Origin of the sequence: Pseudomonas sp. NFIX10, assembly GCF_900111955.1 — a bacterium.
GTDB lineage: Bacteria > Pseudomonadota > Gammaproteobacteria > Pseudomonadales > Pseudomonadaceae > Aquipseudomonas > Aquipseudomonas fluorescens_AA.
Window position 1 is genome coordinate 1 of sequence record NZ_FOKH01000025.1, and the last position, 13,743, is coordinate 13,743.

General features: G+C 63.0%; 8 protein-coding genes. 4 read left to right on the top strand and 4 right to left on the bottom strand.

The annotated features are described in order from the left end of the window. Positions 1–2,997: type I secretion C-terminal target domain-containing protein (locus BM321_RS20960; protein WP_139230506.1), on the top strand; the 2,997-nt coding region annotated here is incomplete at its 5' end. A 154-nt stretch (positions 2,998–3,151) separates the two neighbouring features. On the opposite strand, the gene BM321_RS20965 is transcribed toward BM321_RS20960, so the two are convergent. The 3 genes from BM321_RS20965 to BM321_RS20975 form a co-directional block, all read right to left on the bottom strand. Continuing rightward, positions 3,152–5,062, bottom strand: coding sequence for a trypsin-like serine peptidase (locus tag BM321_RS20965; protein WP_092444500.1), 1,911 nt, complete (start codon positions 5,060–5,062; stop codon positions 3,152–3,154). 115 nt (positions 5,063–5,177) lie between these two features. After that, positions 5,178–5,573, bottom strand: coding sequence for a YbaN family protein (locus tag BM321_RS20970; RefSeq protein ID WP_092444502.1), 396 nt, complete (start codon positions 5,571–5,573; stop codon positions 5,178–5,180). 8 nt (positions 5,574–5,581) lie between these two features. Continuing rightward, a complete protein-coding gene (locus BM321_RS20975) occupies positions 5,582–6,169 on the bottom strand; it encodes a UPF0149 family protein (protein ID WP_060738682.1) in 588 nt (195 codons plus the stop codon). A gap of 440 nt (positions 6,170–6,609) precedes the next feature. Between BM321_RS20975 and recQ the strand changes: the two genes are divergently transcribed. From recQ to BM321_RS20990, 3 genes are all read left to right on the top strand, one after another. Next, a complete protein-coding gene (gene recQ / locus BM321_RS20980; RefSeq protein WP_092444504.1) occupies positions 6,610–8,736 on the top strand; it encodes a DNA helicase RecQ in 2,127 nt (708 codons plus the stop codon). Positions 8,737–8,853: 117 nt separating this feature from the next. Further along, the gene (locus tag BM321_RS20985) at positions 8,854–9,288 is read left to right on the top strand and encodes a MarR family transcriptional regulator (protein ID WP_003199001.1); all 435 of its coding nucleotides are present in this window, start codon (positions 8,854–8,856) and stop codon (positions 9,286–9,288) included. 119 nt (positions 9,289–9,407) lie between these two features. Continuing rightward, on the top strand, positions 9,408–11,354 hold the full coding sequence (locus BM321_RS20990) for a FimV/HubP family polar landmark protein (RefSeq protein WP_092444506.1): 1,947 nt from the start codon (positions 9,408–9,410) through the stop codon (positions 11,352–11,354). A gap of 140 nt (positions 11,355–11,494) precedes the next feature. On the opposite strand, the gene BM321_RS20995 is transcribed toward BM321_RS20990, so the two are convergent. Beyond that, a complete protein-coding gene (locus BM321_RS20995) occupies positions 11,495–13,690 on the bottom strand; it encodes a patatin-like phospholipase family protein (RefSeq protein ID WP_092444508.1) in 2,196 nt (731 codons plus the stop codon). Between the last annotated feature and the right edge of the window lie 53 nt (positions 13,691–13,743).

Here is a 13,743-nt window from a genome sequence, read left to right on the forward strand (position 1 = left end):
CTGACCCTGGACGCCAACGGCAACGCCGTCTACCACAGCAACCCGAACACCGTCGGCGCACCGGGCGCGACCGATGTGTTCACCTACACCGTGCGCGATGCCGATGGCGATGAAAGCACGACGACCATCACCATCGACGTGCACAACAGCTGCCTCGTCGCCGCAACCGACCATGACGTGACCGTCTACGAAAAAGCCCTCGACCTGAACCAGGACGGCCAGGACCTGGCCCCCGGCACCGTCACCGGCAGTGACCCGAGTGCCTCCGGTGAAACCGCCACGGGCACCTTGGTGGGGTCTGTCACCGGGGCAACGGGCGCCGTGTCTTTCGCCTTGGTGGGCAATGGCGTCGGTGCCCATGGCCAACTGTTGCTCAATCCGGATGGTTCCTACACCTACACCCTGACCTCGCCGGCCACGACGACGCCCGCCGCCAACGACGGCCCGAACGTGTTGAGTGAAAGTTTCACCTACCAGGCCAAGGACTCCCTGGGCAACATCGTCACGGGCAATCTGGTGGTGAGCATCGTCGACGACGTGCCTACCGCCATCGCGTCCGAGCGTTCGGTGACGGCGGTGGAGATCGATTCGAACCTGCTGATCGTGCTTGATGTGTCCGGCAGCATGAAAGACGATTCCGGCGTGCCGGGGCTCTCGCGTATGGATCTGGCCAAACAGGCGATCAGCGCCTTGCTCGACAAATACGACGACATGGGCGACGTCAAAGTCCAGCTGGTGACCTTCAGCGGCAGTGCCACCGACCAGAGTGCCGTGTGGGTGGACGTGGCGACCGCCAAGACGCTGATCGCCGCGCTGAGCGCGCACGGTGACACCAATTACGATGCGGCCGTGGCGATGGCCAAGACGGCGTTCGCCACCCCCGGACAACTGACCGGCGCACAGAACATTGGTTATTTTTTCTCCGATGGCAAGCCGACCTTGGGCGAAATCGGCTCGGCGGACGAGGTCGCGTGGAAAGCCTTTCTCGATGCCAACGGCATCAAGAATTATGCCGTCGGCCTGGGCAGCGGCGCCAGAAACGTCAATCTCGACCCGTTGGCCTATGACGGCAGCACCCACACCGACACCAATGCGGTGGTGGTCACCGACTTGAACCAGCTCAACTCGGTGCTTTCCGGTACCGTGCAAGGCGCGCCGGTCACCGGCAACCTGCTGGGCGAGGGGGGCTCGTTCGGCGCCGATGGCGGCTTCATCAAGAGCCTGGTGGTCGATGGCACCACGTACAGTTATGACCCGGCGGCCAACGGTGGGCAAGGTGCGCTGACCGCCAGTGGCGGGGCCAACCACGGCACGTTCAACACTGTTGGCAACACGCTGAGCATCGCCACCGCCCACGACGGTACCCTGGTGGTCAACCTCGACACGGGTGCATTCAGCTATACGTCGCAGACGGCCACCAGCACCCTGATCACCGAGCACATCGGCTACACCGTCAGCGACCATGACGGTGACCTGGCGAGCTCCAACCTGGTGATCAACGTCGTGCCCAACAGTCCACCGATCGCTGCCGACGACAACATCATCACCAACGTGCTGTCGGGCAACATCGTGATCCCGGGCGAGTTGCTGCTGGGTAACGACAGCGATGCCAACGGCGATCCGCTCACCGCGTCACCCACCAGTTTCAATACCGGTTGGGTCGCCAAAGGCGCGGACTTCACCGGCAGCACCGGCACGGCCAGCTTCACCGGCAACAACGTGCAGTCGATCAACCTCAGCCGCAGCGCTTTCGTCGCCAATACCGCGAGCATGACGGCGATGTTGGTGGTCAGCGGTGCATTGGGGATGGTGTCCAATAACAACACCAACGATGAAGACCGGCTCAACATCAGCCTCAAACAGGGCGAAACCCTGACCCTGGACCACAACCTGTCGGCCGGTCACATTGCGCTGGAGTATTCACTCAACGGCGGGCCGTTCATTGCCATCAACGACGGGGCTTCTTTCACCGCGGCAGCGGATGGCAATTACCAGATTCACGTCACCAACATCGCCAATCCCGGCGGCGGTAATTCCAACGCTGCGGAGAACTATCAACTGACCCTCACCGTCGACTATGCCGGGGCGCAAGACAAAACGCCGGATTACCACGGCAGCTACACCGCCAGCGACAACCACGGCGGCAGCGACAGCGCAGCGGTAGGCATCAGCTATCAGGCGGGCCATACCCTGACGGGCACCAGTGGCGACGATGTGCTGCTGGCTGGCAACGGCGACAACATCCTCAACGCCGGCGACGGCAACGATGTACTCAGTGCCGGTTCGGGCAACAACACCCTGAACGGTGGGGCAGGCAATGATCTGCTCTACAGCGGCACGGGCAACGACCTGCTCGATGGCGGTACGGGCAACGACACCGTCAGCTACGCCCACGCCACGTCGGCAGTCACGGTGAACCTGGGCCTGTTGGCGGCGCAGAACACCCTGGGGGCGGGCACCGATACATTGAGCCACATCGAAAACCTCGTGGGCTCGAACTTCAACGACACCCTCACCGGCGACGGGGCCAGCAACCGCCTCGACGGTGGTCTGGGTCATGACGTGCTCAATGGCGGTGGCGGCGACGACCTGCTGATCGGTGGCCTGGGCAACAACACCCTCACCGGCGGCAGTGGCGCCGACACCTTCCAATGGCTGGCGGGCAACAATGGCCACGACGTGATCACCGACTTCACGCCCGGCATCGACAAGCTCGACCTGTCCCAGCTGTTGCAAGGGGAGAATGGCAGCGCGGCGTCACTGGATGATTACCTGCATTTCAGCGTGAGCGGCAGCGGGGCGTCGGTCATCACCAGCATCGACGTCAGCGCCATCGCCGGCGCCACGCCGAATCAGACCATCGACCTGGCCGGCGTCAACCTCGCCAGTCACTACGGCGTCGCGCCAGGCGCGGGGGGAATCATCGGCGGGGCGGACACGGCGACCATCATCAATGGCATGTTGAATGATCATTCGTTGAAGGTGGACACGGTGTGAGGTGAGCTGGATCGCGGCGTCCGTCTGGGGCTGCCGGGAGCAAGCGCCTGCTGCAGGATATGAGGGCGGCTGAAGCGGACTGACGTTATCCCGGCGTTCAGGTCGCCCCACTGCCAGCGCCTGACGACGATTTCCGGGCGCTGGTCCTCGCGCGTCATATCGTGCCGACAATGATGATGAACGTCGCCGCCTTGCCGTTGGAAGTCGCGGTGACTGTCACGAAACCGTATCTGTTGCCGGCGATCAGCTTGGGTGACACCGCATCGCCATTCCTGTTAGTCGTCGCTGTCGGGGTCTGATCGGCCCCGACGAATCGGGTTCCGGTCTCCCTGTCATCGATGATCGTGTAGGTGACCCAGGCCCCCTCTACCGGATCCCGGTCCTGATTCAGTGTCCGTGCCGTGAGGGGGAGGGGGAGGGGGAGGGGGAACTCGGTTCCCTCCGGTGCGATCTGCCCTTGCCCGGTTATCACGGACAAGTGTTCCACCTCATCCGTCGGGTCACCGTCTTGCGACACCACCCGCAAGTGGAACGTGGCCGTCGTGCCGCTCGACATGGCAGTAACCTGCAATGTACCGGCCCTGGAGTCGGCGACCAGCGTTGGCGACGTCGCGTCACCCACGGTGTTCGTCTGCACGGTGGGTGTCTGATTGTCCCCTTCGAACCGCGTCCCTGTTCCACCGTCATCAGTGACCGCGAAGGTGACATCCGCGCCCACGACCGCCGCGTCCATCAGGTCTTTCGCCCGTGCGGTCAAGGGTTCCGGGAACCGGCTGTGCAGTGGGGCGGCCTGAAAATTCCCCGCCTGTGCTCGTAGTGACTGAACCTCGCCTGGGCCCCGCGACATCACGTTCAGGGTGAGGTTGTTCGCTCCGCGGATCTGTCCTGTATCGGACAATAGTCGTACCCGGCCATCGCTGACCAGGCCGTCGGGGGCGGTGTTATCCACGCGCAGCGCCACCGACTGTGCCGTGGTCCAGTTCGCTGCGCCTGACAAGGTGCATGACGCGGCCTTGCCGTTCTCGGCGATCCATTGGGTGGTTCCGCTCTGGCAGGACACGTCGGTGATCGTGGTATGTGTGGGGGCGTGATAATACAGCTGTTCACCGGGTGCCCCGGCCACCGGGGATTGCCCATCCACCTGCGTCACGCGCACGTTTACCTGTACGCCCACCGCTCCCGGCTTGGCCATCGGCACGCCCGGCTGCTCCACCGGGACACTGCCCTCAGGCAACTTCTCGTCGAAATATTCCGCGATAGCGGGCCAGATGCTGCTCATCTGCGCGCCAGCGTTGTACCCCGAACTGAAACCAAAGTTCAGGGCAATCACTGCGTTGGTTCGTGCATCGATCACTGGCGATCCGGAAGACCCTGAGTCGGTATCGCAGTTGTATTTTGCGAAATCAGTGCGACCGTTGTCGCGTACTTCGGTTACCCAGCAGGGATGTCCGTCATCATGAAGACGCGAAATCCGTTTCGGCCCCGCCAAGGGATGCCCTGCAACGTAGACCGGGTCGCCGACCTCCGAGATACGGGTATCCAGGCCCAGGTAGCCGAAGGCATCCAATACGCCGCTGTCGACCGCCTCCTGATCCAAGGCCAGCAGCGCAAAATCGGCCGACCCATCGGAGGCCAGGAGCCGCTCGACCGGAACCCGGACAGCAGGCTGAACTGCATCCGAGTCGCAGCTGGATTCCTCGTAATCGAACTCCACGACCATCCGAGCCAGATCCGGGTTCTCACCCACGACATGCAGGTTGGTGAGCACCAGGTTTCCAGGGCCTACCCGCCACGCAGTCCCGTAGCTGCTCCCTGTATAAAGCCGGCCCACGGCGCGTGAGCGTTGGTATTTTGCCGGTTCCGACTCCTGTACACACCGAGCCTTCTCGAGCTGACTCTCGCCGATGATCTGGCCCGGAGTGATCGGGATGGGAGGCGCAGGCTGCGCGGCGGCAGCGACGGCCGCCCCCGCGACCATTACCAGCCCAACACAGGCCTGTATCAACCCATGGGCAGCCGACCGCAAGGCCAGCGACACCGGAGTTTTTTTCAGTCGGGTCAGCATGGCAGACGCTCCGTTCGCGTAGGGACGATGGAGCGATTTATGCGGTGGAATGGGTTGACTGCCTACTGTCAGAGCTGACAGGGTTAAGCAGGTCAGACGGATGGTCGGGGCTTGCTTAAGGTTTGCGCAGGGTTTTTTGCTTGAGGATGTAAATTGTCACCAGCACTGCGCTGGTGAGCATGAATCCTCGCGCCCACGGCAGGGGCACCAGGTAGCAGGAAAAGAGAATGCTCGCCCACATCAATCCGATGGCATAGACCTTGCCCTTGAGCGGGATGCCGTTGCCGCTGAGGTAGTCGCTGATCCACGGGCCGAGGCGGGGATGTTCGACCAGCCATCGGTAGAAGCGCGGCGAACTGCGGGCGAAGCAGGCCGCGGCCAGCAGCAGGAAGGGGGTGGTGGGCAATACGGGAACGAAAATGCCGATGACTCCCAGCACCACGCTCAGCCAGCCGATGGCCAGTAGAGCGTAACGCAGGATCAGCGGGCGATTGCCAACTGGCGAGGGCACCCGGTCACTCAGTGGTGGCGAGGCTTGAGGATCGCCGGTTTCTCGTCCGGGGCGTTGCACAGCAGGTACAGGGCGGTGAGGGCTTCGGGGATCTGGACGATCATGTCGTCCATCAGGTTCGCGTCGGCGGCGATGTCGGAAAATTCCGGTTGCTCGTCGAACAGGCCGGAACCCACCATGATCGGCAGCAGCATTTCGCTGACTTCCTCTTCGGCGGTTTCGAACCAGGCGGCTTCGCGCAGGAACACGCCTTCCATGAAGCCGATGCACCAGCCACGCAGCTCCGAATCGTCCGGGTCATCGCCCAAGTCCAGTTCGCATGGCAATTCGAATTCTTCGTCGGAAGCCAGCTGACGGGCGATATGGGCCTTGAGGCCGACCAGGGTGGCTTCGATTTCGGCGCGCTGGGCTTCGTCGCTGTAATGCGGCTCCTCGGCGAACAGGGCGTCGATCCACTCACGATCCGGCACCGTTTCGGCGCAGATCGACAGGGCGGTCAGATAGCCGTGAGCGGCCACGTAGTCCAGCGCTTCCTCGTGCAGCTCATCGGCGTCGAGGAAGACTTGCAGGCGGGTCAGTTGCTCAGCGAAGGACATTACGGGCTACCTTGGGGAATAAACAATGCGGGAATTCTAGGCCTTCTTGAGCGTACAGGCCAGCCGCGTGGCGTATTTGCCTCTTGGAGGCCTGGGGGGAGGATACAAATGCGGAGGGCACCGCAAAGCAAATGTGGGAGCGAGCTTGCTCGCGATGAGGGCGTTACATTCCACATCTTCTCAAAATGACCCACCGCTATCGCGAGCAAGCTCGCTCCCACAGGGGCTTGTGGCAACAGAAGCCATGTGTTGGCCATCCCAGCCGCAAGCACCTCTTGTCAGCAGCGCCCTTCGCAGCGAAGGCCTCGGGTATACTGCCGCGTTTTGTGATGCCCTGCGGCGTCCCGCCGGTTCGAAACGCGCACTTACGATTTGCCGGTGCGGCGTTTGCGATTCTGAACCAGCCTTGCAGGGATGTTTCGGTGATTTTTGGAGTTTCTATGCTCGAACAGGCTCAACGCGTCCTCAAGGACATCTTCGGCTACGACAGTTTCCGTGGCCGCCAGGGTGCCATTATTGAGCGCGTGGCCAACGGTGGCGATGCCTTGGTGCTCATGCCCACCGGCGGCGGCAAATCCTTGTGCTTCCAGGTGCCGGCGCTGCTGCGCAACGGCCTGGCAGTGGTGGTTTCGCCGCTGATCGCGCTGATGGACGACCAGGTCGCGACCCTCGAGGAACTGGGGGTTGCCGCCGCTTCGCTGAACTCCACCCTCAGTGCCGAGCAACAGCGGGACCTGGCGACGCGGATCAAGCGCGGCGAAGTGAAAATGTTGTACCTGGCCCCGGAACGCCTGGTGCAGCCGCGCATGCTGGCGTTCCTGCAGAGCCTGGAAATCGCCCTGTTTGCCATCGACGAAGCCCACTGCGTGTCGCAATGGGGCCATGATTTCCGGCGTGAATACCTGCAACTGGGGCAATTGGCGGAACTGTTCCCCGACGTGCCGCGCATCGCCCTGACCGCCACCGCCGACAAACGCACCCGCGAGGAAATCGTCGAGCGCCTGCACTTGCAGAATGCCGAGCGGTTCCTGTCCAGCTTCGACCGTCCCAACATTTTCTACCGCATCGTGCCCAAGGAGCAGCCACGCAAGCAACTGCTGGCGTTCCTCGCCGAGCGCCGCAGCGATGCCGGTATCGTCTATTGCCTGTCGCGCAAAAAGGTCGATGAAGTGGCGGCGTTCCTGTGTGAACAGGGGTTCCCGGCGTTGCCGTATCACGCCGGCCTGCCCAACGACCTGCGGGCCTACCACCAGAAGCGCTTCCTCAACGAGGAAGGCCTGATCATGGTGGCCACCGTGGCGTTCGGCATGGGCATCGACAAGCCCAACGTGCGGTTTGTCGCACACCTGGACTTGCCCAAGTCCCTCGAGGCGTACTACCAGGAAACCGGGCGTGCCGGCCGTGATGGCTTGCCGGCCGACGCCTGGATGGCCTACGGCCTGCAAGACGTGGTGATGCTCAAGCAGATGCTGCAGAACTCCGAAGGCGATGAGCGCCACAAGCGCCTGGAGCAGCACAAGCTCGACGCCATGCTCTCGTTGTGCGAAGAAACCCGCTGCCGTCGCCAGACCCTGCTGGCCTATTTCGACGAAGACATGCCCCAGCCTTGCGGGCACTGCGACAACTGTGTCGATGGCGTGGAAACCTGGGACGCCACCGAACCGGCCCGCCAGGCTTTGTCGGCGATTTTCCGCACCGGCCAGCGCTACGGCGTCGGGCACCTGGTGGACGTGTTGCTGGGCAAGGACAACGAGAAGGTCCGCAACTTCGGCCACCAGCACCTCTCGGTGTTCGGCGTGGGCAAGGCGCGCTCCGAGAGTGAATGGCGCTCATTGTTCCGACAATTGGTGGCCCGCGGCCTGGCAGACATTGACCTGGAAGGCTACGGCGGCCTGCGCTTGTCCGAAACCTGCCGGCCCTTGCTCAAGGGCGAGGTGACCCTCGAACTGCGCCGCGACCTCAAGCCGGCCACGGCGATCAAGAGCAGCAAGAGCCAGGCCAGCCAATTGGTCCGTGGCGAAGAGCGCGATCAATGGGAAGCCTTGCGCGCCTTGCGTCGCAAGCTGGCCGAGGAACACGGCGTGCCACCGTACGTCATCTTCCCCGATTCGACGCTGCTGGAAATGCTCCGCAGCCAGCCCACCTCCCTGGCGGAAATGGCCCGGGTCAGCGGCGTGGGGGCGCGCAAGCTGGAGCGTTATGGCGAAGCCTTCCTCCAAGTCCTGGGGGGCGAGGGCGAACCGCCGAAAGCGGTGGCCGATGTGCGCCACGAGCTCATCACGCTGGCCCGGGCCGGCATGACCCCGTTGCAGATCGCCGGGCAATTGCAGTGCTCGGAGAAAAACGTCTACACGATGCTGGCCGAGGCCATCGGCAAACAGCAGTTGTCCCTGGAACAGGCACTGGATTTGCCCGAGGAACTGATGGGCGAGGTACAGGACGCATTCCTGGACGGCGAAGGCGAGTTACCGCCGGTGTCCGAAGTTGCCGCGCTGTTTGTCGGACGGGTGCCCGAAGGTGTGCTGTATTGCGTCAGGGCTGCGTTGCAGTCGGAATTTGAAGTCTGATCAGTGAGTTGCGCTCCTTTAACGATTCAGTACAAGGCGAACCTTGCTTGAATCCAAAGCTCATGCTTAGCTGACTAATAATTAGTTTTTCTCTATTTCAGATCTGATGAGTTTTTTATGCCGTTAACCGATCAACACCGTTTTGGCATGCAGTTGGCGCAAATGTCTCGAGGCTGGCGCGCCGAACTGGACCGCCGCCTGGCCGGGCTGGGCCTGTCCCAGGCGCGCTGGCTGGTGCTGCTGCACCTGGCCCGTTTCGAACAGGCGCCGACCCAGCGTGAACTGGCCCAGAGTGTCGCCGTCGAAGGCCCGACCCTGGCCCGGTTGCTCGACAGCCTGGAGACCCAGGGGCTGGTGCAGCGCCAGGCGGTGGCCGAAGACCGTCGGGCCAAGAAAATCGTGCTCTGTGCACCGGCCCTACCGTTGATCGAACAGATCGAAACCATTGCCACCCAATTGCGGCGGGAGCTGTTTGAAGGTGTCGACGAGGCGGACATGCGTGTGTGCATGCGGGTTCACGGCACGATCCTGGCTAACCTGGAAAAATCCTGAGGCAGATCCCTGGCGTCGGACTTTTGAGATTCGCCGGTTAGCGAACTATAACCAGTAGTAAGCGTTCCTAATGGAAGCGTTTACGCTGCGGTTGGTTCTGGTAATCGAAAGGGATGCCCATGCTTGTAAGTTTGCAGTCCACGTTGCGCAGTTGGGTCAACGTGTCGATCGTCGTGGGTGCCCTGGGGTTTCCGGCCTTGGCGTCAGCGCTGGGCCTTGGCGAGATCACGCTCCATTCCGCCCTGAACCAGCCGTTGCGCGCCGATATCGCCCTGGTCGATGTGGCCGGGATCGGTGAAGGGGATCTGTCGGCCAGCCTGGCGAGCCCGGACGACTTCAATCGTGCGGGTGTGGAGCGGGTGTTCTTTCTCAGCAACCTGCGCTTTACGCCAGTATTGCGTGGTGAACGCAGCTTCATTCGGGTGACGTCCAGCAAACCGGTGGAAGAACCCTTTCTCAATTTCCTGGTGCAGCTCAATCAGCCCAATGGGCGCCTGCTGCGCGAATACACCGTGCTGATCGACCCTCCGGGCTCACCGGGTATCGTGCCGGCCCGTGACGAACCGGCCTCGGAGCCTGCGACCCCGGCCATCAAGCCGCCCCCGGCGGCGCAGGGCAAGCGTTACACGGTCGTGCAGGGAGACAACCCCTGGGTGATTGCCCAGCGCCTGCATGACGCCGGCAGCAACGCGTCGGTCAACGAGTTGATGCAAGGGATCCAGGCCCTGAATCCCGGCAGTGACCGGCTCTCCATCGGCCAGCGCCTGTTATTGCCCGACTCGGCCGTGCTGCCGACATCGGCGGCATCCACCGCTGGCCAGGCCTCCGCCGCGTCCGATGAGCAGTTGGCCGCCAGCGTGCTGCAGAGCCAGGAGCAACAGAAGACCATCGAGGCTCTGCAGGCGCGGCTCCAGGCCCAGGACGAGGAAATCGCCGGCCAGCGCAAGCAGATCAGCGAATTGCAGACCCGGCTGGCAGAGACTCCAGCCCCCGTTGCGTCGGCGCAACCGCAACCGGCGAAGCCTGCGTCGGAGCCGGCTCCGGACGCCTCCCCCGTGACCGAACCGGTTGCAGAGCCAGAGGGCATCGATTGGACATGGGTGGCGGGGCTGGTGGCCTTGTTGGCATTGCTCGCATTGTTACTGTTCATTCGGCGTCGGCAGCAGCGGGACGAGTTGGAGCCGATGACCGAGCGCCCCGAGCCGATGCTGGAAAAGGGTGACGAAACCTTTGCGTCCATCCCCGACACGGAGCCATCCGAGGCTGCGAGCTCGTTCAACAACGGCGATGCGCCCCAGGGGGATGTGCTGGAGGGCGTCGGGATCTACCTGACCTACGGCCGTTTCACCGAGGCCGCCGGGTTGTTGCGCGCGGCCTTGCTGGCCGAACCGGAACGCACCGACCTGGGCCTCAAGTTGTTGGAGGTATTGGGCAAGCAGGGCGATGTCATCGGTTTCCAGGCCCAGGAACATCATCTGCTGGCACAAGGCGTCGATGCCGGAACGCTGGAGGATATCCGCGGGCGCTATCCCAAGGTTGCCTTGATCACCGCACCGATAGTGGAACAGGCGCAACCCCAGGTATCGGTTCTTGCGCCTGAACGTGAACAGGCACCCAGTGACGAGTTCGAGCTGGACCTGGATGCACTGTCCATGGACACCAGTTGGGACCTGGCGGATGACCAGGCCGCCCACGCCGGAGAAAAACCTGCAACGCCCCTGGCCGACAACAGTGTCGAGGGCTTGTCGCTTTCAGGTTTCGACGAATCGGAGTTGCAATGGGAAGCGCCCCTGGAAACCGAGTCGCTGGACGATGATTTCCTCGATGGCTTTGCCGATGAAGAACAGGCACTGGAATTTGAGCCGCTGGCCCTTGAACCTGTTTCCCTGGACACCCTGTCCCTCGAACCTCAGGTCCCGGAACATTCGGTCAAGCTGGAACAGGCACAGAACTGCATCGACGATGGCGACCTGAAGACCGCCGTCACCCTGCTTGAAGAGCTGCTCGAAGAAGGTGACGAACCCCTCAAGCAGACCGCCCGGGTACTGCTGGCGGGGATTCGCTAAGCGCCATCGAGGTTGTAGCGGCTGGCCTTATCGCGAGCAAGCTCGCTCCCACAGGAGTCTGCGCCCCCATGTGGGAGCGAGCTTGCTCGCGATGACGGCCTGTCAGGTTATCAAGCCAGCCCAGGCAAACACCCAGCCCCTCAAAACGTCTGCCCCAGGTTCAGGTACACCGCCTGTTCATCGTCGTCGTTGAAGCCATAGCTGAAGTTCAATGGCCCCAGCGGTGTATCGAAACCGAGGAAAATGCTGGCGGCGTTGATGTAGCCACTGTCGAATTCGTTATCGTTGTTCCAGGCCCGGCCGCGTTCCAACGAGCCGCCGATGTACAACGGGAAATCCAATGGCAGGTAGGCCCGCGGTGTGAGGCGGCGGTAATACACGGCACGCATCAGGCTCATGTTCTGTCCGGACACCCCATCTTCGCGAAAGCCCGACAATTGCCGCGCGCCACCGAGCACAAAGCTGGAGGTCACGATCTGCGCGGTGTCCAGGGTGCGACCGTAGCGTCCGCCCAGGATGAAAGTGTCCGGGCCGCTGCTAAGCGCCTTGTCCAGTTTGAATTCCCACTGGCGGTAGCGCTGGTCGGAGCCCAGCCCCGGTTCGTACTGGCGCCAGCTCAGGCCGATGTCTTCCCCTTCATGGGGGAAGTAGACGCTGTCGAGGGAGTCGAACGAATACTTGAGTTCGTAGAAACCTTCGTTGAAATTCTCGCTGGGCTGGTCGTGGTCGCCGATGCGCACATCGGCCTTGCCCCAGGCCTGGCCGACACCGAAGCGGATTTCGCCGCTGTTGCCGATCTGGCGGCCCACGTTGAGCCCGAAGCCATAACGTTCGACGCGATACTGGGCCACCGGATCGTTGTCCAGGATGGATTCCACATTGCGCGATTCGAATTGCCCATAGGGGGCAATGAAGTAGCGCGAACCGACGTCCAATGGCTGGTAGAACTCGCTGTACAGCTCCTGCCTGTCGCCGATCTGCGCCCGGGTCAGCCACTCGGCGCCCAGGCGATTGATGCCGTTGACCCGATAGCTGGCCCCCAGGTTGAAAGCGCTGTCGCCGCGCATATCGTCCGACAGGCTCAGCCCCAGCCGCAGGTAGTCGGTGCCGGTGCGTCGGCCCCGGGCGCTGATCACCAAGGTGTGGTCCGGGCCCTTGTGGACCACGCGGTATTGCACCTGTTCGAAGTAGTCCAGGCCGTACAGCGTGCCCATGTCGGTCTGCAGGCGGCCCAGGTCCAGCGGCTCGCCGATCTGCTGGCGAATGTAGTAGCGAATCACGTCATCGCCGACTTTCGAGTCGTTCTCTACGCGAATGGCGGTGATGACCGGCGTGCGTTCGCTGGGCGCGCGCGCGGCCATGAGTTCGGCGTCGGGCGCCTCGGGCGGGCGTAGCGCGGCCAGGCGTGCCTCGAGTATCCGGGTGGCGCGATAGCCGGCGTCGATCATGTCCCGGGCCCGGCCGAAGTCGGTGGAGCCGAAGCTCGCCAGGGCCGGCTGGATCAATACGTCGCTTTTTTTCAGGGTGGCCAGTTGTTCTTCAGAGTTGCGCCGGGTCATCAGGGTGGTCGACTGGTTCAGCACGTCGACCACCGTGACCAGTTGCTTGCGGGTGCGCAGCGGCGTGCCGATGTCGACCACGATGGCTACGTCCACGCCCATGTCCCGGGCCACATCCAACGGGATATTGTCGGCCATGCCGCCGTCCACCAGCAGCCGGCCGTCCAACTCCACCGGGGCGAACACCGCTGGGATCGACATGCTGGCGCGAATGACCTTGGGCAGGTGGCCTTTGCGGAAGACGACTTTTTCGCCTGTGGCGATGTCGGTGGCGACGGCGCGAAACGGGATCGGCAGTTTGTCGAAGTCCCGCGTGTCGCTGGCGTGGGCCAGCAGGCTTTCGAGCAGCAGGGCCAGGTTCTGGCCCTGGATGACCCCCAAGGGCAGGCCGAGGCTGCCGTCGTCACGAAAGCTCAGTTTCTGTTTCACCAGGAAGTCGCGGTCATCCTGCTTGCGCCGGAACGGCACGTCCTTGCGTGGCGGCGCATCGGACAAGGCCTGTTGCCAGTCGATGCCCAGGGCGAGCTTTTCCAGTTCGTCGATCTTGTAGCCCGAGGCATACAGCCCGCCGATCACCGCGCCCATGCTGGTGCCGGCGATGGCATCGATCTTGATGCCTTGCTCCTCCAGGGCCTTGAGCACGCCGATGTGGGCCAGGCCCCGCGCCGCGCCGCCGGACAGCACCAGGCCGATTTTCGGGCGTGGCGCTTCGACGGCGGGCTCGTTGGCATGGCCGGACAGGGGCAACAGCAGCAGAAGCAGGAGCAGGCGGCGCATCGTCTATCTCGGGGCGGGCGATCAAAGGCAGGTATTATAACGACGCCTTCGAA